This is a genomic window from Variovorax sp. GW822-FHT04A09, assembly GCF_058801005.1.
This window is the reverse complement of sequence record NZ_JBXAMV010000003.1, coordinates 360,189-384,040: the sequence shown is the minus strand read 5'-3', so window position 1 is coordinate 384,040 and position 23,852 is coordinate 360,189. Positions and strand designations below refer to the sequence as shown.

Genomic DNA, 23,852 nt, shown 5'->3' with positions numbered 1-23,852 from the left:
CATGAAAGAAGACTCCGCCGCTGCTCCCGCTGCCCCCGTGGTTGTGCGCCTGTTCCTGGTCGACGACCACCCGCTGGTGCGCGACGGCCTGCGTGCGCGCCTGGGCGCCATGCCCGGCCTGGAGATCGTGGGCGAGGCCGGCAGCGCGGCCGAGGCGCTGGCACTCATCGGCCCCGCGCAGCCGCACCTCGTGCTCATGGACGTGGGCATGAAGGACATGAACGGCATCGAGCTGGCGGCGCTGCTGCTGCAACAACAGCAGCACCAGCCCGCGCCGCACATCGTGATGCTCAGCATGTACGACAACCCCGAGTACGTGCAGAAGGCCTTGCAGGTCGGCGCGCGCGGCTACGTGCTGAAAGACGCGCCGGCGGCGGAGATCGTGGCGGCCATCGAGGCCGTGTCGGCGGGCGGCACCTTCCTGAGCCCGGCCGTGTCGAAGAAACTCTTTCGCAACCAGACCCCGCGCCCGCTGCTCACGCCGCGCGAGAGCGAGATATTGAGCGCGCTCGGCCGCGGCGAATCGAGCAAGCAGATCGCGCGCGACCTCGGCCTGAGCGTGCGCACCGTGGAGGCGCACCGCCAGAGCATCAAGCGGCGCCTGGGCATCGAAGGGCAGGCGGAGCTCATCAAGTACGCGGTGGAGCACGCGCGGGAGTTCGGCGGGCAGGGCTGAGGCGCTGCTGTCGATGCGGGGCTTGGGCCCTGCCTTCAGGGCCTGACTGTCAGGGCTTTGTGAATCGCCGCTGCCGCAGCGCGATTACTTGCGCGAACCGCGCATTCCTCGGCGAAATTTCTCTCTGTGCCGGGCAGGACTTCTCTACAGTGAATGCCCCTGTGACGAAACGACCCGCCATGTGGGCGAGGAGGGCAGCACACACCACACCACGGACCACTGACTGACTGACTGATTGAGTGAATGAATGAACCGCTTCGCCTCACGGCGGGCCATCGATGCAGATCGATCGATGCGAACGTGAGGCACAAAAGGCGACGGCCACGGTGCGCGAACACCATGACCGTCTAACCAAATGACGTGCACAAACTTTGGAAAGCGAGCACACCAATGGCTAAACGAATTATGGCCCGGGCTACCGGGGCGACCCCTCCCCACGCGACCACCCCTAGCGCAGCGGACCTGCTGGAGTGCAAGCTGGAGCAACTGAACTCACTGCTGTGGTGCTGCCACGGCGCCGGCGATGGATGGTTCGAAGATGCGGGGGCAGGGCATCGGGACAACCTGCTTTGGATCGCTTCGGATCTGGCGCGGGATGCGGCGGCGTTGTTTCAGGAGAGTGGGGGAGGGTGAGAGTTTGGCGCCGGTATTGGATACCGGGGTGGCTGCTTCAGACTGATTGCTGCCGCTCGGGGCGATATGCATCGAGGGCGGCTTTGCGACCCGGCGCGGACTTCCACCTCGCAAATCTGCCCGGGCCGTCTGACTGAAGTAGATACGAACCAGCCGGTGCACTCGTGTCAATAAACGGAGGTTCCAAACGCTCTGTGGCTTGGGCGACTGCGCGCATGCGTTGTGTCTTCAGTCTCGCCAAAGCGACGCAACAAGGCACATACGGTCGGTTGCCCAGGAGGCTCTACAGCATGGTTGTCGATGTCAGTTCGCAGCGTCTCGTCGAGCGTCGGCGTGTCGCCCCTGGCCAGTCGAACTTCGATCGACCACACAATGGCGTCACGAAGGATTTTCGGCATGCTGCGCCCACTGAGGTAAGTCCGAAGCAGCGACTCGGCGGTGAACTGGGAAGGTGTCATGGGCCCCTCCGTTGAAGAAGTTGAAGCCGCCACACTACCGCGCAGGAGATTTTTCGACCGTGCGCTGGCGCACAGACCGAAAACAGAAGGCGCGCCATGATCTGGTTGACGGCCATCCGGCGCTGGTAGAGGAAGCTTAAGCACCCGCCCATCAAGAGCGGCGCCTCGATGCCGGCGGGCCGTCACCTCGCTGGATTTCATGGCAAAGGCCAAGCACTTGGGCCTGCGGAGCGATCAACTCCCGTTGTCTTACGGCCGCGAAGCGCCAAGCGTGTGATAGTGCACAGCCGCCCCCAAGAAAGATTCTCGCAATGTCCGATGCTCCCTACTTTCATGATGCCTCTGGCTCCGTCCGCTTCTGGGTGGACCTGGAAGGCAACCGGTTCGTGAGTGCCAGCGTCGGGAGCCAAGCGCTGCGCTATCACTTTCACACATCCGAGAGCGCCGATCCGCTTGAAACCTTCGGCCACCATGTCGAAGAGATTGAAGCTGCGGTGCGGCGGCGTCTCTCACAGGGAGCCATGGAGCCGGTGATGCTGCGAGAGAACGATCTTCATGTTCCTGCCGTGTGAATGGCAGGAAGGCCGCCTGTCATGAGATCAACCGTGCGTAGTTGCGCTGGTTGGCCCGATAGCAATCGCACGCCGCATTTTCCAGTCCCTGGCGATCCGTGATCGTGATGGCGCCGCGGCGGTATTCGATCAGCCGACGCTCGTGCAGTGCCGTCGCTGCATTGGTGATGCCGACCCGGCGCACCCCCAGCATGCGACCCAGTACTTCATGAGTCAGTGCCAGGTGTGCGGAGTGCGCGCAATCCTGCGTGGTCAGTAGCCAGCGCGCCAGGCGCTCCTCGATCAGATGGAAGCGGTTGCACAGGCCCGAGCGACCCAGCTCCATCAGCAGCACACAGACGTAGCGGTTGAGAACACGCCTGAGCATCGTGTTGTGCTCCAGTTCCTGAGCAAAGGACTGCGCTGTCAGGCGCCAGGCCAGACCGCCGCCTTGAACGAACGCTCGCAACGGTGCGCTCTGAACACCCAGCGACAGTTCGTAGCCCAAGGCGCCCTCGTTGCCCACCAAGCCTGTTTGCAGACCGTCGTGGCCATCCGCCGTGGAAACCAGCGAAACAAAGGCGCTCGTGGGAAAGTGAATGTGGTGGATGACATCGCCCGGCTCATAGAGCGTCTGGGCCGCGGCCAGTGGCACGCTCTCGCATTTTTCGAGCAGACGCGCCCTGACCATCGGCGGCAGCACTTCGAGCAGACGGTTGTGAATGGGGCGGGTCGGATGGGATGTCACAGAGCCCCTGTTGAGAGGGGCCAGCGCGAAAATGCGTGACCCGCCGCATTGTTGCCGATGCGATGGCTCACGTCTGTGCGGCGGCGCACCGAGCGTGAGCATCGGCGCGGCGAATCAGCTTGCCACTTGGCGAGGCAGCAGCCGATCCGTTTCGCGCTTCACGACCTCATAGCATTCACACACCTGCTGTTCCAGGCCCGGGCGGTCGAGCACCGTGATGTGACCTCGCGCGTACTTGATCAGGTTCAGACGCTGCAATTTGCCTGCCGCCTCCGTCACGCCTTCGCGTCTCACGCCGAGCATGTTGGCGATCAGTTCCTGCGTCATGACCAGTTCATTGCCCGGCAATCTGTCCAGGCTCAACAACAGCCAGCGGCACAGCTGCTGCTCGAGCGAATGATGCCGGTTGCACACCGCCGTTTGCGACATCTGGGTGATGAGCGATTGGGTGTAGCGCAGCAAGAGGTGAAGCAACGGCCCTCCCTTTTCCGTCAGCTCCTGAACGTGGGTGGCACTCAGCCTGAAGGCCTTGCCAGCACTTTGCACCACGGCACGATTGGGGGTGCTACCTCCGCCCATCAGGAGCGACACGCCCACCATGCCTTCGAAGCCGACGACCGCGATCTCCGCCGACTGCCCGTTCTCCAGCACGTACAGCAGCGAGACGATGCAATCGACGGGGAAGAAAACGTGTCGCTGCACCACCCCCGACTCGTAGAGCACCTCCCCGAGACGCAGCGGCACCAATTCCAGGAACGGCTCCATTCGGGCCATCACCTCGAGAGGGATGGCATCCAGCAGTTCGTTGTGTGCAGCGGCCCGACGCAACGAAGAAGAATGAGGAGGCAATGCCATGGGCGAGATCTGCTTCCAAATTTTCATGATTCTGCGACTGAAATCCGGCGTCTGTGCGCTGGCGTACCAATCGCCGGGACATTTTTTTGGGGGGGCTTGGTGCGCCAGCGAACAGTCAGGGACTCACTTTCTGGCTAGCGTGGGCCCCCCAGAACCTCGCTTTGGAGAGCAACCCCATGTACGCCATGAGCCCCGCGGAAATCGACACCGAGAACCTGGCGCGCACTTGCTTGTACGGCCGTCAATTGCCCCGAATCCTGCACCGACCGGTGCGCAGGTTTCGGGCACATGGTTGGGTGGCCGCAAGTTCTCAGCAGTCAACACTGCCGCTCAACACAGACCCGGGAAATCCAATGCCTATACATCTGCTCCGCCGCTTTTGCCGCGCGCGACCGCCTGTGCCGACCGATGATCTGGAGGAGACTCGAATGCGCGGAGTGCTGCGCAGCGCGGGGTTGATCGAGGCTGAATCTCTGCTCCCCCGGTTGTACCCACGTGGGCGAGTCGTCTGTTCAGTCCGGGCCACCGTGATGCGCGTGACGCTCAAAAGGCATGCTGCATCGGAACAAGCGCATTGAGCCCGTAGCATGGCCAAGCTTCTCGTGCACATAGCGACGGTGACTCTCAGCTTGCCCTTCGACATTGACGCGGACGCCGAAGTCGCAGCCCTTCGCGGCGCAGGAATCCCCGTTGATGCGCTCGGCAACGCAGAGTCTGGCTACCTGTTCGTGAGGCTCGCCAACAACCGCTGCGACAACATCTTCCGGTGGTTTCCCAACAAGAAGTTCTCAAAACCCTGAGAGGCTGCATTGATCTCTACGTCGGCGGCGAATGGCAGCAGGGATTTTCGGGGGTAGATTTTTCTGACGCGGGAGGCTACCCCTTGCTTACGGCCGGCGATCTTGATTGGGGGGCACATGGGCTCATGCGAGTGTGATGCGCCATTGAACTCAAAGCAGACGTCCGTCGCTTCGCAGTCGATTTCTACAATCGCTGCGAAGCGGACTTTCCCGACTGCTGGTTGTAGGACGGCATAGGGCCCACTGCGGTCTTCCGACATTGTCCAAAGCTGCCGGTCGTCGCGCCACTAAGAGACATCTCCTTCCACGCATTGTCTAGCCAGGCACGCTGAATAAAACCCAACCATGTCCGCCGCTGTAGTCCCACGCCCCCAGTGCACCGCTTGCCTGCGCCCGCTCAGCGCCTGCATTTGCCGCTGGGTCGCGCCCACTGCCCACACGGTGGAGGTACTAGTGCTGCAGCACCCGTTGGAGGTACACCAGGCCAAAGGCAGTGCCCGCCTGCTGCACCTCAGCTTGGCGCACTGCCGCTTGGTGGTGGGTGAGGCATTTGCCGTACCCGTCTGGCCGGAGGACGGCAAGCACACGCTGCTGCTGTACCCGGACAGTCTGCAAGATACCGCCCCGGACCTGCGAGTCCCACCCCCGCTACCGCCCGAGTGGCCGCAAGCCCCGTCGCGCCTGCGCCTGGTCGTGCTGGACGGCACCTGGCGCAAAAGCCGAAAGATGCTCTACCAAAGCCCGCCACTGCAACAGTTGCCCCGCTTGGCCCTGCACAACCTGCCGCCTTCGCACTACCGTATCCGCAAAGCCCATGGGCCCGACCAACTGTCCACGCTGGAGGCGACCTGCTCCGCCTTGTGCCAACTGGAAGGCGGTGCGGCGCGGTTCCAGCCCTTGTTGAATGCCTTCGACGGGTTTGTCGAGTACTTGGAGCAGGCTGGCGGGCAGCGAAACGCGCAAACCGACAAGCCCTGCCCTCGATCAAGGGATACAGGGTTCATTTAAGCGACCAGGTGAATGGCCGGTTTTGGCCGGTAGTACCTATTCGTCTCGCAGGCGCCAACGACGGCAATCGCTGCATTGCCGACATTGCGGAACTACGAAACGGATCTGAGCGATCTTGCTTTGATACCCTGTAAGTTGTACCTGCCCGAAGCTTCTCGTGATGCCCGACCTTCCCTTCAGCCCCGCCGCCGACCGCAACAAGCAACCCATCCTCGATGCCCTGACCCGCATCCTCGGTGAGCGCGGCACCGCCTTGGAAATCGCCTCCGGCACAGGCCAACACGCCGCCTGGTTCGCCGCCACCATGCCTTCATGGACCTGGCAGCCCACCGACGCAGACGCCCGCTCGCTCCCCGCGATCACCAGTCGCGTCGAGCAAGCCGCGCTGCCCAATCTGCGTCCACCGCTGCTGCTCGACGTGATGGCGCCGCAGTGGCCGTCGCAAGGTCCCGCGTTCGCTCAAGAAGGCAAAGAAGAGGAAAAGTTCGACGCCATCTACTGCGCCAACATGCTGCACATCGCACCCTGGCCCACTTGCGCCGCGCTCATGGCCGGCGCCGCGCGGCATCTGCGTGCCGGCACCGGCGTGCTGATCACCTACGGGCCTTACTTCGAAGACGAAGCGCAGCACGGCCCCACGGCGCCGAGCAATCTGGCATTCGACGAAGACCTGCGCGCGCGCAATCCCGCGTGGGGCATTCGCCGGCTCGACGACGTGGTGGCAGAAGCGCGCCGTGTCGGCCTCGCATTGCGCGAGCGGCACGCGCTGCCTGCGAACAACCTGCTGCTGGTCTTCGGCTTCAGTTGATGACGAGGACGGGCGAGGGCGTTGTCGCCCGCCAAGGGGCTCTGCATTGCGATCCGGCCCACTCGCGCTAGAGTCGGGCCACGTCCACAAGACCGGCCTGCGCCCATGCTCGACACACCATTGCCGACGCCTCCTCATTCCCCCGCATCGCTGTCGCTGCTGCAGCAGCGGCTCCTGTTCCGACTGATCCCCGCCGTCACCGCCTGCCTCCTGGCCGTCGGCTGCGCGAGCCCGCCGCCCGCGCGCACGCCCGGCGGCTCGGTGCCCAGCAGCAACATCCCGCCGCTGACGTCGGAGCAGTCGAACAGCATCACGATCCATGCGCTGGGGCTGGTCGGCACGCCGTACCGCTATGGCGGCAACTCGCCCGAAGGCGGGTTCGATTGCAGCGGGCTCATCGGCTACGTGTACCGCCACAGCGTGGGACAGGTGCCGCCGCGCACGGTGTCGCGCATGGCGGGCTTCGGCCGGCCGGTGCCGATGTCGGAGCTTCGCTCGGGCGACCTGGTGCTGTTCGGCTCGGCGTCGCCCACGCATGCGGGCATCTATGTGGGCGACGGGCGTTTCGTGCACGCGCCGTCCACGGGCGGCGAGGTGCGGCTCGACCGGCTCGACGGCGTGTACTGGTCGCGCCAGCCGACGCAGGCGCGCCGGCCCGGCTGATCCGGCGAACCCGGCTCGCGCGTTACGCGCGCGGCGACCGCACGTGTTCCGGCCGCACGCCGATGCCCACGGCGCGCGCGGGCAGGGTGCGCAGCCACGGCCAGCGCCCCAGCAGGCGCAGGGCCCAGGGCATGGGGCGGGGCGCGGTCGATGCAGCTGCCTTGCGGCTGAGCACGGGCATCAGCACGCGGTCCTGCACGAGGCGCTGCGCGGCCTGGGTGACGCGCACGGGCCATTCGCGGCGGCGCTGCAGCTGGGGCAGCAGGTTGTCGATCTCCTTGTCGGTGGCGCTGCCAGCCAGCGACGCGGCCAGCAGGTTGGCGGCGGCCACGGCGTCCTGCACGGCGAGGTTGATGCCGACGCCGCCCACGGGCGACATGGCGTGCGCGGCGTCGCCGATGCACAGCAGGCCGGGACACGACCACGATTCGAGCCGGTCGACGGTCACTTCGAGCAGCTTCACGGCCTCCCAGTCGGGCAGGGCCTCGGGCAGGCGCGTGGCGAAGAAGGGCGCGATGCGTGCGATCTCGGCGTGGAAGGCGGCAATGCCGCGCGACTGCAGTTCGGCGCTGCCGCCCTTGCGGATGACGAAGGCGCACTGCCAGTAGTCGCCGCGGTTGAGCGTCACCAGGAGGTGGCCCGCCGCGATGTGGCCGCCAGTGGCTTCGGGGTCACCGGGGAGCTTGGGAATGCGCATCCACAGCACGTCGATGGGCGCGCCGTAGCTGATGTGCGGCAGCGCCGCGGCGTCGCGCAGGGTGGAGTGGCGGCCGTCGGCGGCCACGATGAGGGAGGCGTGCAGCTCGATGTCCTTCGGGCCGCCGCTGTCGGGGCTGCGGGCGCCGACGCGCACTTTCACGCCGTTGACGCGGCCCTTGTCCTGCAGCAGGCCGACGGCCTCGGCGTCGGTCCACAGCTCGAAGCCGGGGTAGCGCCGCGCCTCGTCGCACATGAAGTCCAGGAACTCCCACTGCGGCATGAGCACCAGGAAGCGGGCGTACGTGGGCAGCCGCCTGAAGTCGGCAATGGTCACGCCGCGGCCTTCGTAGGTGCCGCGCAGTTCTTCGATGCGGTTGTGCGGGCGCTGCAGGAAGGCGTCGAGCAGGCCGAGTTCGTGCAGCACTTCGAGGGTCGAGGGGTGCACGGTGTCGCCCCGGAAGTCGCGCAGGAAGTCGAGGTGTTTCTCGAGCACGACGACGGGCACGCCCGCGCGCGCAAGCAGCAGGCCCAGCACCATGCCGGCCGGGCCGCCGCCGGCGATGCAGCAGCGGGGCGACGTGGCAGGAGCGGGCGCAGAGGTGGTGTGGGTGTCCATGGCTCCGATCGATCCGGTCGCGCCATGGGTGGCGTGGCCTGTGGGGTGCGCGGTGCGTGCACCCTGGGTGCACGCACTGCGCGGCCGGACCGCCGGGGCCCGGACCTCAGGGCTGCGTGAAGCTCACGCGCTGAGCGATGAGCACGCCGTCGACCACGCGGTCGCCGACGACGGTCACGCGCTTGCCGTTGCCCAGGTCCACGGCGGTGCCGTTTTCGAAGATGGTACCGGAGCCGCTGGCATCCACGCGCTGGCCGCGCACGGTGAAGTCGGCGGCCGACACGTAGCCGCCGATGGCGCCGATGACGGTGAACGACACCGGACCGCCGGTGCCGGGCACGTGGCGGATGCGCAGTTTCTTGACCACGAGCACCTGGCCCGAGAGGAAACCGTCGACCTCGACCTTCACGCCGTTGCCGATGGAGCCGCTGGGCCCGCCGGTGATCTGGGCGTTGCGCGCGTCGATCTTGTTGCCCAGGACGCGGAAGTCGCCGAGCGCGGCGAAGTCGGTGATTACGCCGGCCAGCTGCAGCGCGATGCCGTCGGCCGAGGGAATGGCGTACCAGCCCTGCACCTGGGTGGCGGTGAAGCGGCCGGCGGCCGGTGCCGCCGTGCCGCGCACGCGCACGATGGCGCCGTTGGCCAGGCTGGCGGCGTCGATGCCGGGGCCGAAGGCGGCGCTGGCGAAGTCGACGGTCAGCAGGCCGAGCGTGAACTGCTGGCCGCCGCGGTCGAGGTTCTGCACGGTGCCGGTCACCAGCGGGGCGGTGGTGGTGGGCGCCACCTGCACGCGCGTGGCGCGCAGGATGCCCGGCGCGGCGGGCAGGCCCCACACCTGCACCACGGCGGTGTCGACGAGGTCGGCGGCGCCCTTGGCGTCGCCCCAGACGGTGGCGTTGTCGGTGGTCACGCGGGCGCCCATGACGGTGAAGCTGCCGTCCTTCAGGTCGATGGCCGACACGGCGCCGCGCAACTCGGCGGCCGAGACGACCGTGGCGGCGATGCCGTTGTTGAAGTCGGCGTCGACCTTGCCGGCGATGCGCGCGCTCATGCCGATCTGCAGCTCGGTGGTGTCCTCGAGGCTGAAGGTGGCGCTGTCGGTGTTGTAGCGCAGGCCGTTGAGGATCACGCTGCCCAGGCCGTCGGCCGCGCCGATGCCGGCGGCGTCGGCGGTCACGCCGGTGCCGCCGGAGCCCACGCCCGAGCCGTCGCCGTTGGTGTTGCTGGCGGTGCTGTCGCCGCCGCCCGTGCTTCCGGTGCTGCCGTTGCCCGTGCCGCTGCCGGAGCCGGCGTCACCCGAGCCGCCGTCACCGCCCCCACCCCCGTTGCCGGTGGCCGTGGTGCCGGCGGTGCCGAAACCCAATGTGCCGCCGCCACCGCCGCCTCCCCCGCAGGACAGAAGCAGGGCCATGGCGCCGGCCATCAGCAGGCCGCGCACGAGTCGCAAGGAGAGGGGAGGCGTGTTCATCGGGGGGACTCGTTGTGCTGGGGCGCGCCGGGGGCGGGCGCGCCTTCTTCGTCTTCGTAATACGTGTAGATGCCGACGCGGATGCGCGCCTTCGCGGAGGCCTTGGCCTCGGGGGGCACGCGGTCGACGGCTTCGGTCATCTCGCGGGCCAGCTCGTGGTGCAGGCCGGCCCAGCGTTCGCGCACGAGGCGTTCGATGGCCGTGCAGTCGGCCAGCGTGAGCCCGCGCGCGTACACGGCGCGCTCGAGCATGCGGGGCGTCTCGCCCAGGGTGTTGGAGACGGCGGCCAGCAGGTGGTCGCGGCCGTTGTCGCCCAGGAAGGCGAGCATCGACTGCAGGTCTTCCACCGGCACGAAGCCGTCGGCCGTGAGTTCGGCGGTGCCGTCGCTCTCGGCCACCATCTGCAGGCGCACCAGCTCGTCGAGGATGGTGCGGTGGTGCACGTTGCCCCGGCTGGCCAGGCGGGCCACGCGCTCGAACGACGGCCCGTCACCCTCGGTGACGACGGGCAGGCGGCGCAGGGTGTCGTCGTCGGTGGTCATCTGTAACCACAACGTAAAAGTCTTGGCAGCCGCTGACAGCTCGGTGTGGGGCAGCGGGTCGACGGTGGCGCGGACCTTGGCGGTGACGACCTTGCGGTTCAGCCCGGTGGTGACCGAAATCTGGCTGAGGTTGGGCTTGGTCACGCCCTGGGCGCGCCAGGTGCGCTGGGCTTCCTCGATGAGCAGGTCGCGCAGCAGGGCTTCGAGGTGCGGGTGCTTGACGCCCATGCCCAGCGCCAGCCGGACGACGGGCCTGAGGATGCGAGCGCAGGCGGCAAGGGCCCAGTCCAGCCGGTGTTCCATGAATGCGGGAGCGTTGTTCCTGGTGATGGTCGTCAAGGCAAGAGAGGCGGGACCGGCGCCCGGGCTTGCCACAGGGCGCTATTGTCGTTCGTCCGGCGGACCCCCTCGGCCGGCCGGGGTCAGGTCGTGGCGCAGGTGCCGCCGCTCGCCCGGGTGACGGTGGTGCGCCCCGTGGCGCTGATGCTCACGGCGCGCGACTGGTCGGCGCTCGGGGTGGCGCGGCAGATGGTGATGCTGCTCCGGCCGGCGCCCAGGCCGGTGGCCTGGAACACGATGGCGCTGGCGCCATCGGCCTCGCGCAGCCGGTAGCCGCTGGCGGCCGCGGGCTCGACGCGCAGCACCTGCGTGTCGCTGCGCACGATCCAGCCTGCTTCCCACTGCCCGTTGGTGCTGCAGCTGGTGCCGTTGGCCGAGGCGCACAGGGTGACGGGGGCGTTGCGCTTGATGGCCTCGCTGCGCGCCAGCTGGCTGCCCGCGACCAGCGCGGTGCTGTAGCTGCTCAGGCGGGTGGACAGCCGGATGCCGTCGAACGAGGGCACGGCAATGGCGATCAGCACCACCAGCACGGCCAGCGTGACCATCAGCTCGATGAGCGTGAAGCCGCGCGGCCGGGTGCGGGCCTGCCTGGGGTGGTGGTTGCGCATGCGCGGGTGCACGGCTTTACTTCTGGATGAACCAGTAGACCCGGCCCTTGGGCTGCTTGAAGGCGGCCTTGGGGGCGGTGCCCTTGGGGCTGAGGAAGGAATTGGGACTGGCGCCGATCACCACGTCGCGGATGCTGCCGTTGTCGAGTTCGACCCGGCCCACGACTGGCGTGGGCGCGAGGCCGCCGCCCACCACGTTCTGGAAGCGTCCGAGGGGGCTCTGGGCCGCGGCGTTGACGTACGAGACGTTGTAGACCAGCGCGGTGCCGAGGTCGGGCTTGCACGTCAGCGTGCTGGGGACGGTGGGCGTGTGGGTGTTGAAGGTGGTGTTGCCGTAGGCGGTCACCGAGCCGGTCACGACCTGCTCGCCGGGAGCGAGGGTGAGGTACCAGCCCTTCTTGGTGGCGAGGTCGGCGGAAGTCGGGTTGCTGGTAGGGGTGATGGCCTGCAGCGAGGCATGGCACAGCAGTTCGTTGCTGGTGCCGGTGCCGCAGCGGGTGAGGATGCCCTCGCTGGTCAGCCAGTTGTCGTCGGTGGGCTTGTCCACCAGCATGTAGAAGCGATTGGCCACGCTGAGCGCCGCAGCGTAGCTGCGCAGCGGCTTCTCGCGGTCGCCCGAGCCCAGCAGCACGACGTAGGAGCCGGTGTCCTCCAGCACGTCGGGGCCGAACATGAACTTGCGGTTGGGCGTGCAGGTGGTCACGGTGTCGCAGCCGAGCGAGGCGATCTTCTTGAACTCCCAGGCGGACGGTGCCGCGGTGCCGATCTTGATGCGGTAGACGTTGCCGCCCAGGTCGGCGGCGTAGGCGATCTTGGCGATACCGAGCGCGTCGGAGACGACCGTGACTTCGCCGACCACCGGGCGCGCGGTGGCGAACACACTGATCCGCGCGCCGGTATCGGCGTCGAGCAGGTAGATCCCGTTTCCCTTGGTGTTCGCGCCGCAGACAGCCGTGTCGGATGGGCCGACGTCGGCGTCCTCGCACTTGTCGTAGCCACCGCCGAAGATCAGCAGCGGGCTGTTGCCGCCGCCGTAGCCGCTGGCCCGCAAAGCCTTCGGGGCCGACCAGGTCTGGCCGATGCCTTCGAAGCCGGTGTCGCAGCCGGTGTCGTTGTTCTGGTTCGGGCAGCCCTTGCGCCACTTCAGCGTGGGCGTTGTGGGGGAGGAAACGTCGAAGGCGTAGATCTGTCGGCCGCCCCGGCGCATGCTGGCGAAAAGCCAGGTGTTGCTGCCCTGGCGGTAGGCCGAGACCGGACCGTCCATGCCGTAGGGCTTGGGGGCCACCGCGCCCAGGCTGACCGGCAGGCCGGGGAAATTGATGCGCGTGGTGTTGTCGTACAGCCGCTTGAGGCTGCCATAGAACTCGGGCGGCATGAAGGACCACAGCTCGGCGCCCGCGGCGATCCCGTTGATGGCGGTGTTGCGGTTGCCGTTGACGGCCCGCAGCACGCCGTCGTTGCCACCGTAGAACACCACCACCTGGGGCGTTCTGGTGGTGCCGGTGGCGGGCGTGGTGCTGTAGTCGATGGCGACCGGCCGTGAATGAACCACATCGCCGTGCACGGAGGGACGCATTCCGTCCGTGGTCACCAGCGTGCCGTCAGCCAGGGCCCGGTCATCGCCCTTGTTGTCGAGGCCGCGCGCCCAGTTGACGAGCCGGGTGCGGTCAGCGTCTGTTGCTACGCCGAGTGCAAGGTTGGTGACAGCGTCGTCGTTGAATGCGGTGAGCGCTGTGCAGTTGCCGGCCGTGCAGGTCTTCATGTTGCGGCTGGCCGGCAGGCTCCCTCGCAGCATGCGGGCTTGCGCGCCCTTTTCCACCACGTTGCCGTCGGGGCCGTCCGCGGCTTCCTTGCCGATGCAATCGCCGGATGGCCGGAAGCTCCAGTAGGCGTCGTTGTCGTTGGCGGAGGGTGACCAGAAGCTGCGGGCGCAGGGGGCGATGAAGCCGCTCTCGATCGCGTCATTGCTGTTCGCGTCCTGCAGAACCAGCTGGCTGCTGCCGTCCAGTCCGAGCTTGTACTGCTTGAGGTTGCCGTTCCAGCGCGGGAACGCGTTCCCGTCGGGGCGGAACATGCCGACGAACACCTGGTTCAGGTGGGTGCCCTGGGTGTTCACGCTCACGGGCAGGCTCACCGAGGAGAACACGCTGTTGACCGACTGGATCTTGCTGAAGATGTCGTCGAACGCCTCGGCAAGCGCTTTGCCGAGATCGGGCTCGGCCTGGCGATCCGTGAGATCGTAGTGAGCGCCCTTGCCCTGCTTGGCGACGCTTTGCATCAGCGCGGTCCAGCCCGGCCCCTGGCCCTTGTCGGCCTTGGCGGCCTCGATGGTGTAGACCTTCACGCCCATGCTGGTTTGCAGGAAGCGCGCCCATTCGTCGGCCGTGTTGTCCTGCGAGCCGCTGGGGCTGAACGTGATCTGCGTCGTGTCGCCGCCGGCGGCGCGCAGCGCCGCGTTGGACAGCTGGTTGTCGCTGCTGTTGTCTTGCGCCGCACCGTTGCTGATGTAGATGACGAAGGTGCCGATGCAGTTCTCGGTACTCGGACCGACGTATCTGCTGCCGTTGAAGCCGTCCAATGCATTGCGCGGCAGGCCGTAGATGGCCTTCGACGCCGCGGTGCCGTTCACGTTGCCGCTGTAGTCGGCCTTGAGCTTGCCGTTGCCGGCGATGGGCGCGGCGCTGGCCAGGTAGCGGTAGACCTCGGCCATGGTCTTGCCGGCCTTGCCGCCGTTGGACTTGTCGCCGAGCTTGTCGAGGCTGCGGATCATGTCGCGGTACGTGTCCTTGGTGCCAGCGTCGAGCGTGCGCACCGCGGCGCGTACGTAGCCGCCGTCGCTGTTCGAGTTGCCCTGGCCGGTCTCTGTGAACATCATCAGGCCGATCTTGAAATTGCCGTCCTTCAGCTTGCCGAAGGCGTCGGCGAGCGCTTTCATCTCGTCGGTGAAGGGCTGGTTCCAGTTGGCGGTGTTGTCCAGCACGAACAGCACGTTCGGAGCCTGGGCGGCGCTGGGGTTGAAGCCCGCGAAGAGATCGATGTCCTCCGCCTGCGCAGCCTGCATCGGCAGCGCGAGCAGCACGGCGGCCCACAGCGTGGTGAGTAGTTTCCTTGTCATGGCGGGGACCCGTTCATCGTCGTGGTTCAAGAGGCGGCCGGCGCGGGTTCGGCTGGCGCGACCGGCGGCGGCGCGCACAGCGCTTCGAACTGCGCCTTGTTGAGCAGCGCCCGCACGCCCTGGCGCACGGAGGTGGTGGTGCCGGTGGTGCCGGGGGCGGTGTCGGTCACGGTGGTGCTGATGTCCCACACGGTGTTGTACTGGTCGGGCAGGGCCGCGAGCCCCGAGCCGCTGCTGGACGCGCCGCCGGTGATGCCGCCCGGGCCCGTGCTGCCGCCGCCGCTGCTGTCGACCGCCTTGGTGGCGCGCACGCACACGGGCGGGGCGACGGTGACCGTGTAGTCGTCCACTCCGTCGTTGTTGATGTCGACCATGCTCACGGTGCCCTGCGGCGGCGCGAGCGACGGGGTGCCGTCGCTGCCGGGCACCAGCAGGCTGGCCGCGACCTCCTCGATCGCGCGGTTGGCGGCGGCCACGGCTTCGTTGCGGGTCTGCAGGTTGCCCACGGCCTTGAGGTTGGCGCCGCTGAGGTTGAAGGCGGCGGTGACCACGAGCGTGATCAGCAGCAGCATGATCATCCCGATGATCAGCGCGGCGCCGCGCTGGGTCTGGGTGGAGCGGCCGGCGTGCGCGCGTGGCTTCATGGCGTTTCCCTCCGGCCGGTGACGTTGGTCAGGCGCACGGTGGTCGCGAACGCGTGCCGCTTGTAGTGGTCGTTGAACGGCGCGAGCGTGGCGGCGCCCATCTGGTACCTGCGCGTGTCGGTGTGGCCCGGCGAGATGGTGGTGGCGCGCGCGAGCACATACAGCTTCACGGCCACCGCGTTGACCAGCTGGTCGGCGGTGCAGGTCGCGCCGCAGTGCACGAAGGCGCCGTCGGGGCTGCCGTCGCCGCGGTTGGACGGGGTGGACTTGTTCGCCGGGTCGGCCCAGGCGATGGCCTGGGCATAGTTGACGGCGGCGCCGGTCTTGCTCAGCGTGTCCAGGCCGAGCTCGACGCGAAAGCCCTCGACGCCTTCGATCAGCGCCGTGGGCGGCTGCTGCGCGAGCGTGCCGCCCACCAGGTCGAAGCGCGAGCGTGCCAGCGTGGGAATTCCGTCGTTTTCGGCCTCGGCGTAGTCGCGCACGTAGTAGATGTCGGCCACCAGCTTGCGCTTGGGCGAAGGGGTGGTGCAGTCCTTGAGGAACATCTGGTCGAAGGCGCCGGTCGAGAGGTCGAACGACGAGGGCTTTTGCGTGCCGCACAGCGACGACTGGAAGTACATCGCGCCGGCCACGTCGGCGTCGCAATGGGGCGTGCCGGGCAGGCAGGTTTCGGCATGGCGCACCACGAGGATGTCGGTGCCGGTCTTGTGGTGCGTCAGCAGGTCGGTGCAGGTGGCCGGCACGCTGCTGTAGACCTGCACGGGCAGGTCGAGCAGCTGGCGCTTGTAGTCCTCGGTCCAGTTCGCCGCCGAGTAGGCCAGGCACGGGTCGGGCACGTTGCCGGTGGGCACGTGCGTGGGCGCGGCGCTGACCGTGAGGTCGTCGAACTCGGGCATGTAGTTTTCCCAGAAGCCCGCGTGCGAGATCTCGTTCTCGAGCACGAAGATGCTCAGGCGCCCGGTTTCGATCTGGCGGTTGACGCGTTCCATCTCGCGCTGGGAGCCGCTCACGTTGAGGAACAGCGTGAGCAGCGCGGCCATCACGATGAGCATGATGGTGATGGCCACCATCAGCTCGATCAGCGTCAGCCCGCGCTGGGCGCGGCGTGCGGTGGGGCGCGGGTTCATGAGAGCGATCCGATGCGCACGAGCGTGGTCACGGTGCGGCGGCACAGGTCGTTGATGCACTTGGAGCCGGTGCCGCCGTCGTAGAGGTCCTTGCCGCAGGCCACGCCGGCCGGCGGCGCCGAGATCGGCCCCAGGCCCTGCCAGGCGACCGTCACGAGGTACTCGTTGTTGCCCATGTCTTCCACGCAGCCGCGCCCGCCGATCACGGTGCCCAGCTTGTCGTTGCCCGAGAACTCGGCCGCGCCCTGCAGCGCGTTGCACCACTCCCTGGCGTCGATCTGCTGGCGCGTGCCGGTGCCGGTGGGGCAGGCATCGGTGCCACCCAGCGGTGCGCTGGTGGCGTAGCTGGCCGCCACGCGGCGGTTGATGGCGATGCGGTTGGCCATGTCGTTGAGCAGGATCAGCGCCTGCGAGCGCTGGTACGACTCCATCTCGGAGGCCTGCAGCCGGGCCTGCAGCCCCACGAGGCCGAACAGGCCGAAGGCCAACACGAGCAGGGTGACCAGCACTTCGATCAGCGTGGCGCCGCGCTGGCGCCGCAGGGCGGGGCTCACCATTTGTTGGCCGGCGTCTTCACGCCTTCGCTGGTGAGCCCGAGGTTGCCGTCGCCCACCTGGCTGCCGATTGCGGTGAAGGTGATCGCGAAGGTGGGCGGGCCGGACTCCTGCAGCGCGACGTCGTAGCTGTAGTTGCTGCTGACTTCGGCGGGCAGGCTGTAGCCGCTGGCAGTCAGTGCCGTCTTGTCGGCGTAGCCGCGGTTGGCAATGAGGAACTGCTGCTGCCGGTTGGCGATGTCCATCATCTGCGCCTGGGCCGCCGAGCGCTTCGAACGCACGATGTACTGCTGGTAGCTGGGCAGGGCGATCGACGCCAGGATGGCCACGATGGCCACCGTGATCATGACCTCGATCAATGTGAAGCCGCGGGGGGCGCGTGCCTGCGAATGCTGGGTCATCGTGGACTCGTCAGAGATGTTTCACATTGTTAGTGAATGTGAATTTATCACATCTAATGTGAGCGCAACGGTTTTGCGGCGCTTCTGATGGCCGTCCGGCGAAGGCGATCCGGGCGCGGATAGGGGTTATCCATTAGGCAATTCCACCCGCCCGGCCCGCGCAGTTCGACGGATGCGGCCCGGCGGCGGGCGGGGAACACTCGCCCGGTTCATATCGAGGAGACATCCGCATGCCCAACATTCGCCGCCATCTGGTGTGGCTGGCCGTGGCCGTGCTCGGCGCTTTTGCGCTGGGCACCGTCGCCCTGAGCCGGGGGGAAAGCATCAACGCCCTCTGGGTCGTGACCGCCGCGCTCTGCACCTACCTGATCGCCTACCGCTACTACAGCCTGTTCATCGCCGACAAGGTGCTGGGGCTGGACGCCAACCGCAAGACGCCCGCGCACCGCCACAACGACGGCCTGGACTACGTGCCGACCGACAAGAACGTGCTGTTCGGCCACCACTTCGCGGCCATTGCGGGCGCCGGCCCGCTGGTGGGCCCGGTGCTCGCGGCGCAGATGGGCTACCTGCCCGGTTTGCTGTGGGTGCTGGCGGGCGTGGTGTTCGCGGGGGCGGTGCAGGACTTCATCATCCTGTTCATCTCCACGCGCCGCGACGGCCGCTCGCTGGGCGACCTGGTCAAGCAGGAGATGGGCGTGGTGCCCGGCATGATCGCGCTGTTCGGCACCTTCATGATCATGATCATCATCCTGGCGGTGCTGGCCCTGATCGTGGTGAAGGCGCTGGCCGAATCGCCCTGGGGCAGCTTCACGGTGGCCGCGACGATTCCGGTGGCGCTGTTCATGGGCGTGTACCTGCGCTACATCCGCCCGGGCCGCATCGGCGAGGTGTCGGTGATCGGCTTCGTGCTGCTCATGGCGGCCATCTTCGGCGGCCAGTGGGTCAGCCAGCACCCGGTGTGGGGCCCGGCCTTCACCTTCGACGGCAAGGCGCTCACCTGGATGCTCGTGGGCTACGGCTTCGTGGCCGCCAGCCTGCCGGTGTGGCTGCTGCTGGCGCCGCGCGACTACCTGTCGACCTTCCTGAAGATCGGCACGATCATCGCGCTGGCCATCGGCATCGTGGTCGTGATGCCCACGCTGCAGATGCCCGCCATCACGCAGTTCGCGCAAGGCAACGGCCCGGTTTGGTCGGGCAGCCTGTTCCCGTTCCTGTTCATCACCATCGCCTGCGGTGCCGTCTCGGGCTTCCACGCGCTGATCTCTTCGGGCACCACGCCCAAGATGCTGGACAACGAACGCCACGCGCGCTTCATCGGCTACGGCGGCATGCTGGCCGAATCGTTCGTCGCCGTGATGGCGCTGGTGGCGGCCTCGTGCATCGAGCCGGGCATCTACTTCGCGATGAACAGCCCGGGCGCGCTGGTCGGCACCACGGTGCAACAGGCCGCGGCAACGATCTCCGGCTGGGGCTTCGTGGTCACGCCCGAGATGCTGCTGCAGACGGCCAAGGACGTGGGCGAGACCACCATCCTCGGGCGCACCGGCGGCGCGCCGACGCTGGCCGTGGGCATGGCCCACATCCTTCACCAGGTGATCGGCGGGCAGGCCATGATGGCCTTCTGGTACCACTTCGCGATCCTGTTCGAGGCGCTGTTCATCCTCACGGCAGTGGACGCCGGCACGCGCGCCGGCCGCTTCATGCTGCAGGACCTGCTGGGCAGCTTCGTGCCCGCGCTCAAGCGCACCGACTCGCTGCCGGCCAACCTGATCGCCACCGCGCTGTGCGTGGCGGCCTGGGGCTACTTCCTGTACCAGGGCGTGGTCGATCCGCTGGGCGGCATCAACACGCTGTGGCCGCTGTTCGGCATCTCCAACCAGATGCTGGCCGCGGTGGCGCTGATGCTGGGCGTGGTCGTCCTGTTCCGCATGAAGCGCGAGCGCTACGCCTGGGTGGCGGCGGCGCCGGCCGTGTGGCTGCTGGCCTGCACGCTGACGGCGGGCTGGCAGAAGATCTTCTCGAGCGATCCGAAGATCGGCTTCCTGTCGCACGCGGCCAAGTACGCCGACGGCCTGGCCAACGGCGTGCTGATCGCGCCGGCCAAGACGCCCGAAGCCATGTCGCGCATCGTCTTCAACGACCGGCTCGACGCGGCGCTGTGCGCGCTGTTCATCTTCGTGGTGCTGAGCGTGCTGGTCTACAGCATCAAGGCTTGCCTGGCGGCCCGCGCGGCCAACCGGCCGACCACGCAGGAGACGCCGTTCGAGGCGATGGGCGCGGCTTCGTCCGCCGCCCACTGACCGAGCGAAAGCACGCCATGGGCCTCGCCATGCCGGAAGCCGGGCGCTACATCGCCCGCTCGATCAAGCAGTCGCTGCGGCTCATGGTCGGGCTGCCCGACTACGACGTCTACCTGACGCACATGGCGGCCACCCACCCGGACCGGGCGCCGATGAGCTACGAGGAGTTCTTCCGCGAACGGCTCGAGGCGCGCTACGGCGCGGGCAAGGGCCGCTGCTGCTGACGGGTAGCGGTTGAAGGAAAAAAGGGCGCACACGGTGCGCCCTTTTTTCATGTCACGAGGCGTCGAGGATCTGCGCCATCCGCAGCGCCGCCGGCGAGAGCGGCCGGTTCTTCAGCGCCAGCCGGTACAGCGGCCGCGACAGCACCGCGCCTGGCAGCTTCAGCTCGCGCAGCGTGCCCAGCGCGAGCATGTCGGCCACCACCACGCGCGGCAGCATCGAGATGCCGACCCCGCTGGCCACGGTGCGCGCAATGGCTTCGTTGCTCGCCATTTCCATCCACGGCGGCGCGTCGATGCCGTGCGCCGCGCACAGCGCTTCGGTGGCCTGGCGCGTGCCCGAGCCCGGCTCGCGCAGGATCCAGTGCTGCCGGCCCAGCAGCGCAGCCGTCACGCCGCGCCGGGGCAGCGCGGCATCGGGCGGCGCGACGATGGCGAGCGGGTCGGTGGTCCATTCGCGCACCTCCACGCGTTCTTCGTCCACCCGGCCCTCGACCAGCGCGAGGTCGATGCGGCATTCGAGCAGCTGCTCGCACACCCACTGCGTGTTGCCGACCGTGACGCGCGGCACCACCGCCGGATAAGCCGCGCAGAAGGCCGCGATCTGCGGCGGCAGCCAGTAGCTCGCCACCGTGGTGCTGGCGCCCAGCGTGAGGCTGCCGCGCTGCACGCCGACGCGCGCACGCACGTCGTCCAGCGCCGCGCGCTCCATCGCGAAGATGCCGCGCGCATGCGTGAGCAGCGACGCGCCCGCCTCCGTGAGCCGGAAGCCCTTGCCCGCGCCACGCTCGATGAGCGTCAGGTCGAGCTGGTGCTCCAGCTCGCGGATGCCCTTGGACACCGCCGGCTGGCTGATCCACAGGCCCTCGGCCGCGCGCGAGAAGCTGCCCGCCTCGGCCACGGCGACGAACAGGCGCACCAGGTGCAGGTTCAAGGTCATAACTTAACTTCATGCATCGGTGAAGTTTATGTCTTTGACTCATGGGGGTGCCGATTCCTAAGCTCGGGTCCATGTCCTCCCTTGCCGCCTCCTTGCCCGGTTTCTCCTTCGTTCGCCGCTGCGGCCCCGGCGTGTTGCTGTCTGCATTGCTGGCGGCCGCCGCCGCGCTGCTGGCCGAATGGCCACCGATGGTGCACCTGGGCCTGAGCGCGCTCACGCTGGCCATCGCGCTGGGCATGGTGGCGGGCAACACGGTGTTCCCCGCGGTGTCGCAGCGCACCGGCGCTGGCGTGGACTTCGCGCGCAGCGCCTTGCTGCGCGCGGGCATCGTGCTCTACGGCTTTCGCATCTCGCTGAGCGACATCGGCGCCGTCGGTTGGCCCGGCGTGCTGATCGCGATGGCGATGGTGGCGCTGACCTTCGGCCTCGCCGTGCGCATCGGCACGCGCTGGCTGGGGCTGGACCGCGAGACCGCCGCGCTCATTGGCGCGGGCAGCGCCATCTGCGGCGCCGCCGCCGTGATGGCGACCCAGCCCGTGGTGCGCGGCGAGGAGCACAAGGTGTCGATCGCCGTCGCCACGGTGGTGGTGTTCGGCACGCTGTCGATGGTGGCGTACCCGCTGGTCTATCCGTACCTCGGGGTCACGGAACATGCCTTCGGTCTCTTCGCGGGCTCCACCATCCACGAGGTGGCGCAGGTGGTCGCGGTGGGCGAGGCCGTGAGCCCGGGCGCGGCCAACGCGGCCGTGGTCGAGAAGATGCTGCGCGTGATGATGCTGGCGCCGTTCCTCATGGGCCTGTCGTTCCGCGTGGCGGCCTCGACGCCGGGCGCGGCGAGCCTGGGCGCGTGCTGGCGTCAGGTGCGCGTGCCATGGTTCGCCGTGCTGTTCATCGCCGTGAGCGCCGTGCATTCGCTCGACGTGCTGCCGCACGCACTCGTCGCCGGGCTCGTGCAGCTCGACACGCTGCTGCTCGCCACCGCCATGGCCGCGATGGGCCTGCGCACCAGCGCCGCGAGCCTGCGCAAGGCGGGGGCGCAACCGCTCAAGCTGGGGGCGTTGTTGTTCGTGTTCCTGACGGCCGGTGGCTATGCGGTGAATGCGGCCGTGCTGGCGATGTTCTGAACGAATTTCGCGCAGGGCTCAGGCGGCGCCTGAGGCGTCCTGCGTGAATTCCAGTTTCTCCTGCGCGCGCCTTCGCGGGACCATCGGTGCCACGCAATTCGTGGAGAAAAACCGATGTCATCCGAACTCAACCAGATCGCCAGTTGGTCGCTGCGCTGGCGCATCTTTCTGTCAGGCGTGCTGTGCCTGGTCGCCGCCATCGCCGCGGCGAAGCCCTTCGATGTGAACACCGACCTGCAGACCGAGCAGCGCTACCAGCTCGCCCTCGAAGCGCAGGCCGCGCGCGACTACCGCACGATGCTCGAGCAACTGCGCCAGGCCGCCACCGAAGGCCATCCCGAGGCGCAGGAGATGCTGGGCATGGTGCTGCTGACGGGGCCCACGCTGTACGGATCGGCCGTGAAGGCCGACCGCTGCGAGGCGCGCACGTGGATGCTGCGCGCCGCCGGGCAGGGCAGCGAGACGGCCAGGGTGCAGCTGGCGTTTCTCAACAGGCTGCGCAGCGCGCCGTCCGGAAAGATCGCCTGCGGCTGATGGCGGGCGCGGTGCGGCCATACTCGGCGCTCCTTCACGAGCGCGCCGTTGCATGCCCACTTCTTCTGCTGCGAACCGACGCATGCGCACCGTGTCTTCGCTCCTGTTCGTGCTCGCGCTCGCCGGGTGCACGGCAACAGGCAACAAGCCCGATGCGACCGTCACCCGGACCGCCGACGGCTACGAGGTCACGCTCTACGCCACCCGGGGCTTGATGGTGCATGACCCTGTGTCGCTGATCTTCCACCGCAGCTACGAACTCGAATCCCGCATCCGGGTGCCGTCGATCGAAGGGCGCGTCGACGCAGCCGACGCCTCGGTGTACGAGGTGAGCGAGTTCGACAAGGCGGCCGAGAAGAAGGCGCCTTCCAGGCACCCTGTCGACCTCCGGCTGCGGGAGCACTACGAGAAGGAGCGCAGGCCGCGCCTCACGGGCGCGCTCGTTTTCTCGGGCCACACGCTGACGGTCGACGTGCAGGCGGTGGGGCAGAACGGTTCGTCCCCGTATCCGTTCAACGGCACCTACCGCCTGAAGACACGACAGTAGCGGCGACGGCCGCCTGCGTCTCAGGTCGCCCAGATGCGCGGCGTGGCCGCCGGCAGTTGCCACAGCTCGCCGCGCCACGCCTGCCAGACCTGCCGCAGCAGCTGCATCGCGGGCTCGACCACCGGCGCGAGCACGCGCAGCACCACCACTTCCGCATGCGGGCTGGTCGCGCCCGCGCTCTCGTGCAGTTCGTGCGCTTCGAGCAGCCCGCGCGCCTGCGCCAGCAGGGCTTCGCGCCGTGCCTTGGCCATCGGCGAACCCGTCACGACGAACAGCGAAGCGAGGCAGCGGTGGCCGCCCAGCCCCAGCGGGCTTTGCAGCAGGCGGTGGTCGCTCGCGTCGATGCGCCCGCGCTCCAGCCACACGCCGGGCGCCTCGATGTGCTGCAGGTAGGTGCCGCGTTCGAAGGGCTGGTGGGCATTCGGCAGGCCGAGCGCGCACACGTCCCAGCCGATCATCTCGGCGCCCGGTGCGACCTCGAGGGTGAGCCGGTTCTCGGCCTCGCAGCCGCTGTAGCAGATGGCTTCGAGCGGCAGCCATTCGAGCCGTGCGCCGGGGGCGAGCCGGATGCGCGTGCGTTGCAGCGCGGTCTCGCCTTCGGAGCGGTAGAAGCGCGAGGCGCCAGGCGTGGTGATCAGGCCGTGGCTGCCGTCGGCGGCTTCGATGTCGATGTCGAGCGTGTCGCCGCCCACGAGGCCGCCGGGCGGATGCACCAGCACGTTGTGGCACACCGCATCGCCCTCGGGGTAGAGGCTCTGCAGGATGCGCAGCGGGCCGTCGTGGCGGAAACGGGCGACGCTGCGGTCGGCTTCTTTTTGGTAGGCGAGGTGGAGACGGGCGTGCCAGGGCATGCGGGGAGTCTAGTGCGCC

At 68.1% G+C, this 23,852-nt stretch carries 25 protein-coding genes; 11 read left to right on the top strand and 14 right to left on the bottom strand.

The genetic code is table 11. The features are described from left to right. The first annotated feature begins 1 nt into the window (after position 1). Positions 2-676, top strand: a complete 675-nt coding sequence (locus AC1RLW_RS18245) for a response regulator transcription factor (protein WP_493194348.1) — start codon at positions 2-4, stop codon at positions 674-676. A gap of 800 nt (positions 677-1,476) precedes the next feature. Here the strand turns inward: AC1RLW_RS18245 and AC1RLW_RS18240 are convergent. After that, a complete protein-coding gene (locus tag AC1RLW_RS18240; RefSeq protein ID WP_157755132.1) occupies positions 1,477-1,767 on the bottom strand; it encodes a hypothetical protein in 291 nt (96 codons plus the stop codon). Between the two features lie 311 nt (positions 1,768-2,078). Between AC1RLW_RS18240 and AC1RLW_RS18235 the strand changes: the two genes are divergently transcribed. Next, entirely contained in the window at positions 2,079-2,339 is a 261-nt protein-coding gene (locus tag AC1RLW_RS18235; protein ID WP_062472160.1) for a DUF1488 family protein, read from the top strand. Positions 2,340-2,358: 19 nt separating this feature from the next. On the opposite strand, the gene AC1RLW_RS18230 is transcribed toward AC1RLW_RS18235, so the two are convergent. Beyond that, a complete protein-coding gene (locus AC1RLW_RS18230) occupies positions 2,359-3,168 on the bottom strand; it encodes a Crp/Fnr family transcriptional regulator (protein WP_493194346.1) in 810 nt (269 codons plus the stop codon). A gap of 12 nt (positions 3,169-3,180) precedes the next feature. Beyond that, positions 3,181-3,921 (bottom strand): Crp/Fnr family transcriptional regulator, encoded by a 741-nt coding sequence (locus AC1RLW_RS18225; protein WP_493194345.1) that lies wholly within the window; start codon positions 3,919-3,921, stop codon positions 3,181-3,183. Between the two features lie 587 nt (positions 3,922-4,508). Between AC1RLW_RS18225 and AC1RLW_RS18220 the strand changes: the two genes are divergently transcribed. From AC1RLW_RS18220 to AC1RLW_RS18205, 4 genes are all read left to right on the top strand, one after another. After that, positions 4,509-4,721: a hypothetical protein gene (locus AC1RLW_RS18220; protein WP_493194343.1), complete on the top strand. Its 213-nt coding sequence runs from the start codon at positions 4,509-4,511 to the stop codon at positions 4,719-4,721. 345 nt (positions 4,722-5,066) lie between these two features. Beyond that, a complete protein-coding gene (locus AC1RLW_RS18215; RefSeq protein ID WP_493194341.1) occupies positions 5,067-5,729 on the top strand; it encodes a tRNA-uridine aminocarboxypropyltransferase in 663 nt (220 codons plus the stop codon). A gap of 160 nt (positions 5,730-5,889) precedes the next feature. Then, positions 5,890-6,537 (top strand): DUF938 domain-containing protein, encoded by a 648-nt coding sequence (locus tag AC1RLW_RS18210; RefSeq protein WP_493194339.1) that lies wholly within the window; start codon positions 5,890-5,892, stop codon positions 6,535-6,537. Between the two features lie 105 nt (positions 6,538-6,642). Then, the gene (locus tag AC1RLW_RS18205) at positions 6,643-7,200 is read left to right on the top strand and encodes a C40 family peptidase (RefSeq protein WP_354343237.1); all 558 of its coding nucleotides are present in this window, start codon (positions 6,643-6,645) and stop codon (positions 7,198-7,200) included. Positions 7,201-7,222: 22 nt separating this feature from the next. On the opposite strand, the gene AC1RLW_RS18200 is transcribed toward AC1RLW_RS18205, so the two are convergent. From AC1RLW_RS18200 to AC1RLW_RS18160, 9 genes are all read right to left on the bottom strand, one after another. Next, a complete protein-coding gene (locus AC1RLW_RS18200) occupies positions 7,223-8,515 on the bottom strand; it encodes an FAD-dependent oxidoreductase (protein ID WP_493194338.1) in 1,293 nt (430 codons plus the stop codon). A gap of 106 nt (positions 8,516-8,621) precedes the next feature. Further along, positions 8,622-9,983, bottom strand: coding sequence for a DUF5666 domain-containing protein (locus AC1RLW_RS18195; protein ID WP_493194336.1), 1,362 nt, complete (start codon positions 9,981-9,983; stop codon positions 8,622-8,624). After that, positions 9,980-10,828 carry a DUF6502 family protein gene (locus AC1RLW_RS18190; protein WP_493194334.1) on the bottom strand — a complete coding sequence of 283 codons (849 nt, stop codon included), beginning with the start codon at positions 10,826-10,828 and terminating at the stop codon, positions 9,980-9,982. Before AC1RLW_RS18190 ends, AC1RLW_RS18195 begins: the two co-directional genes overlap by 4 nt. Before the next feature lie 119 nt (positions 10,829-10,947). Then, positions 10,948-11,472 carry a GspH/FimT family pseudopilin gene (locus AC1RLW_RS18185; protein ID WP_493194332.1) on the bottom strand — a complete coding sequence of 175 codons (525 nt, stop codon included), beginning with the start codon at positions 11,470-11,472 and terminating at the stop codon, positions 10,948-10,950. A gap of 16 nt (positions 11,473-11,488) precedes the next feature. Then, entirely contained in the window at positions 11,489-14,587 is a 3,099-nt protein-coding gene (locus AC1RLW_RS18180; RefSeq protein ID WP_493194330.1) for a pilus assembly protein, read from the bottom strand. Between the two features lie 26 nt (positions 14,588-14,613). Continuing rightward, complete coding sequence (locus AC1RLW_RS18175) at positions 14,614-15,231, bottom strand: pilus assembly PilX family protein (RefSeq protein ID WP_493194328.1); 618 nt, start codon at positions 15,229-15,231, stop codon at positions 14,614-14,616. Beyond that, the gene (locus tag AC1RLW_RS18170; RefSeq protein ID WP_447741932.1) at positions 15,228-16,358 is read right to left on the bottom strand and encodes a PilW family protein; all 1,131 of its coding nucleotides are present in this window, start codon (positions 16,356-16,358) and stop codon (positions 15,228-15,230) included. Before AC1RLW_RS18170 ends, AC1RLW_RS18175 begins: the two co-directional genes overlap by 4 nt. Further along, the gene (locus tag AC1RLW_RS18165) at positions 16,355-16,915 is read right to left on the bottom strand and encodes a prepilin-type N-terminal cleavage/methylation domain-containing protein (RefSeq protein ID WP_493194326.1); all 561 of its coding nucleotides are present in this window, start codon (positions 16,913-16,915) and stop codon (positions 16,355-16,357) included. Before AC1RLW_RS18165 ends, AC1RLW_RS18170 begins: the two co-directional genes overlap by 4 nt. After that, a complete protein-coding gene (locus AC1RLW_RS18160; RefSeq protein WP_492694332.1) occupies positions 16,909-17,313 on the bottom strand; it encodes a type IV pilin protein in 405 nt (134 codons plus the stop codon). Before AC1RLW_RS18160 ends, AC1RLW_RS18165 begins: the two co-directional genes overlap by 7 nt. 230 nt (positions 17,314-17,543) lie before the next feature. Between AC1RLW_RS18160 and AC1RLW_RS18155 the strand changes: the two genes are divergently transcribed. Continuing rightward, on the top strand, positions 17,544-19,616 hold the full coding sequence (locus tag AC1RLW_RS18155) for a carbon starvation CstA family protein (RefSeq protein ID WP_095744137.1): 2,073 nt from the start codon (positions 17,544-17,546) through the stop codon (positions 19,614-19,616). Positions 19,617-19,633: 17 nt separating this feature from the next. Beyond that, on the top strand, positions 19,634-19,840 hold the full coding sequence (locus AC1RLW_RS18150; RefSeq protein ID WP_062472123.1) for a YbdD/YjiX family protein: 207 nt from the start codon (positions 19,634-19,636) through the stop codon (positions 19,838-19,840). Positions 19,841-19,892: 52 nt separating this feature from the next. Here the strand turns inward: AC1RLW_RS18150 and AC1RLW_RS18145 are convergent, their stop codons facing one another. Continuing rightward, positions 19,893-20,777, bottom strand: coding sequence for a LysR substrate-binding domain-containing protein (locus tag AC1RLW_RS18145; RefSeq protein WP_492694334.1), 885 nt, complete (start codon positions 20,775-20,777; stop codon positions 19,893-19,895). Positions 20,778-20,848: 71 nt separating this feature from the next. Here AC1RLW_RS18145 and AC1RLW_RS18140 point away from each other — a divergent pair, with 71 nt between their 5' ends. The 3 genes from AC1RLW_RS18140 to AC1RLW_RS18130 all read left to right on the top strand — a co-directional run bounded on the left by AC1RLW_RS18140 (position 20,849) and on the right by AC1RLW_RS18130 (position 22,982). Then, a complete protein-coding gene (locus AC1RLW_RS18140; RefSeq protein ID WP_493194324.1) occupies positions 20,849-21,901 on the top strand; it encodes a YeiH family protein in 1,053 nt (350 codons plus the stop codon). A 114-nt stretch (positions 21,902-22,015) separates the two neighbouring features. Beyond that, positions 22,016-22,435, top strand: coding sequence for a sel1 repeat family protein (locus AC1RLW_RS18135; protein ID WP_493194323.1), 420 nt, complete (start codon positions 22,016-22,018; stop codon positions 22,433-22,435). Positions 22,436-22,517: 82 nt separating this feature from the next. Further along, entirely contained in the window at positions 22,518-22,982 is a 465-nt protein-coding gene (locus AC1RLW_RS18130; RefSeq protein WP_493194321.1) for a hypothetical protein, read from the top strand. Positions 22,983-23,002: 20 nt separating this feature from the next. Here AC1RLW_RS18130 and AC1RLW_RS18125 read toward each other — a convergent pair whose 3' ends face one another. Further along, positions 23,003-23,833 (bottom strand): urease accessory protein UreD, encoded by an 831-nt coding sequence (locus tag AC1RLW_RS18125; RefSeq protein ID WP_493194319.1) that lies wholly within the window; start codon positions 23,831-23,833, stop codon positions 23,003-23,005. Between the last annotated feature and the right edge of the window lie 19 nt (positions 23,834-23,852).

What these genes read in the sequence shown, in the direction of transcription:
- AC1RLW_RS18245 (WP_493194348.1), top strand. Translation starts at nt 2, where the DNA reads ATGAAAGAAGACTCCGCCGCTGCTCCCGCTGCCCCCGTGGTTGTGCGC.
- AC1RLW_RS18170 (WP_447741932.1), bottom strand. Translation starts at nt 16,358, where the DNA reads ATGAACCCGCGCCCCACCGCACGCCGCGCCCAGCGCGGGCTGACGCTG.
- AC1RLW_RS18210 (WP_493194339.1), top strand. Translation starts at nt 5,890, where the DNA reads ATGCCCGACCTTCCCTTCAGCCCCGCCGCCGACCGCAACAAGCAACCC.
- AC1RLW_RS18160 (WP_492694332.1), bottom strand. Translation starts at nt 17,313, where the DNA reads ATGACCCAGCATTCGCAGGCACGCGCCCCCCGCGGCTTCACATTGATC.
- AC1RLW_RS18155 (WP_095744137.1), top strand. Translation starts at nt 17,544, where the DNA reads ATGCCCAACATTCGCCGCCATCTGGTGTGGCTGGCCGTGGCCGTGCTC.
- AC1RLW_RS18150 (WP_062472123.1), top strand. Translation starts at nt 19,634, where the DNA reads ATGGGCCTCGCCATGCCGGAAGCCGGGCGCTACATCGCCCGCTCGATC.
- AC1RLW_RS18165 (WP_493194326.1), bottom strand. Translation starts at nt 16,915, where the DNA reads ATGGTGAGCCCCGCCCTGCGGCGCCAGCGCGGCGCCACGCTGATCGAA.
- AC1RLW_RS18140 (WP_493194324.1), top strand. Translation starts at nt 20,849, where the DNA reads ATGTCCTCCCTTGCCGCCTCCTTGCCCGGTTTCTCCTTCGTTCGCCGC.
- AC1RLW_RS18145 (WP_492694334.1), bottom strand. Translation starts at nt 20,777, where the DNA reads ATGACCTTGAACCTGCACCTGGTGCGCCTGTTCGTCGCCGTGGCCGAG.
- AC1RLW_RS18200 (WP_493194338.1), bottom strand. Translation starts at nt 8,515, where the DNA reads ATGGACACCCACACCACCTCTGCGCCCGCTCCTGCCACGTCGCCCCGC.
- AC1RLW_RS18230 (WP_493194346.1), bottom strand. Translation starts at nt 3,168, where the DNA reads ATGCTCACGCTCGGTGCGCCGCCGCACAGACGTGAGCCATCGCATCGG.
- AC1RLW_RS18225 (WP_493194345.1), bottom strand. Translation starts at nt 3,921, where the DNA reads ATGGCATTGCCTCCTCATTCTTCTTCGTTGCGTCGGGCCGCTGCACAC.
- AC1RLW_RS18240 (WP_157755132.1), bottom strand. Translation starts at nt 1,767, where the DNA reads ATGACACCTTCCCAGTTCACCGCCGAGTCGCTGCTTCGGACTTACCTC.
- AC1RLW_RS18185 (WP_493194332.1), bottom strand. Translation starts at nt 11,472, where the DNA reads ATGCGCAACCACCACCCCAGGCAGGCCCGCACCCGGCCGCGCGGCTTC.
- AC1RLW_RS18190 (WP_493194334.1), bottom strand. Translation starts at nt 10,828, where the DNA reads ATGGAACACCGGCTGGACTGGGCCCTTGCCGCCTGCGCTCGCATCCTC.
- AC1RLW_RS18205 (WP_354343237.1), top strand. Translation starts at nt 6,643, where the DNA reads ATGCTCGACACACCATTGCCGACGCCTCCTCATTCCCCCGCATCGCTG.
- AC1RLW_RS18220 (WP_493194343.1), top strand. Translation starts at nt 4,509, where the DNA reads ATGGCCAAGCTTCTCGTGCACATAGCGACGGTGACTCTCAGCTTGCCC.
- AC1RLW_RS18180 (WP_493194330.1), bottom strand. Translation starts at nt 14,587, where the DNA reads ATGACAAGGAAACTACTCACCACGCTGTGGGCCGCCGTGCTGCTCGCG.
- AC1RLW_RS18195 (WP_493194336.1), bottom strand. Translation starts at nt 9,983, where the DNA reads ATGAACACGCCTCCCCTCTCCTTGCGACTCGTGCGCGGCCTGCTGATG.
- AC1RLW_RS18235 (WP_062472160.1), top strand. Translation starts at nt 2,079, where the DNA reads ATGTCCGATGCTCCCTACTTTCATGATGCCTCTGGCTCCGTCCGCTTC.
- AC1RLW_RS18125 (WP_493194319.1), bottom strand. Translation starts at nt 23,833, where the DNA reads ATGCCCTGGCACGCCCGTCTCCACCTCGCCTACCAAAAAGAAGCCGAC.
- AC1RLW_RS18215 (WP_493194341.1), top strand. Translation starts at nt 5,067, where the DNA reads ATGTCCGCCGCTGTAGTCCCACGCCCCCAGTGCACCGCTTGCCTGCGC.
- AC1RLW_RS18130 (WP_493194321.1), top strand. Translation starts at nt 22,518, where the DNA reads ATGCGCACCGTGTCTTCGCTCCTGTTCGTGCTCGCGCTCGCCGGGTGC.
- AC1RLW_RS18175 (WP_493194328.1), bottom strand. Translation starts at nt 15,231, where the DNA reads ATGAAGCCACGCGCGCACGCCGGCCGCTCCACCCAGACCCAGCGCGGC.
- AC1RLW_RS18135 (WP_493194323.1), top strand. Translation starts at nt 22,016, where the DNA reads ATGTCATCCGAACTCAACCAGATCGCCAGTTGGTCGCTGCGCTGGCGC.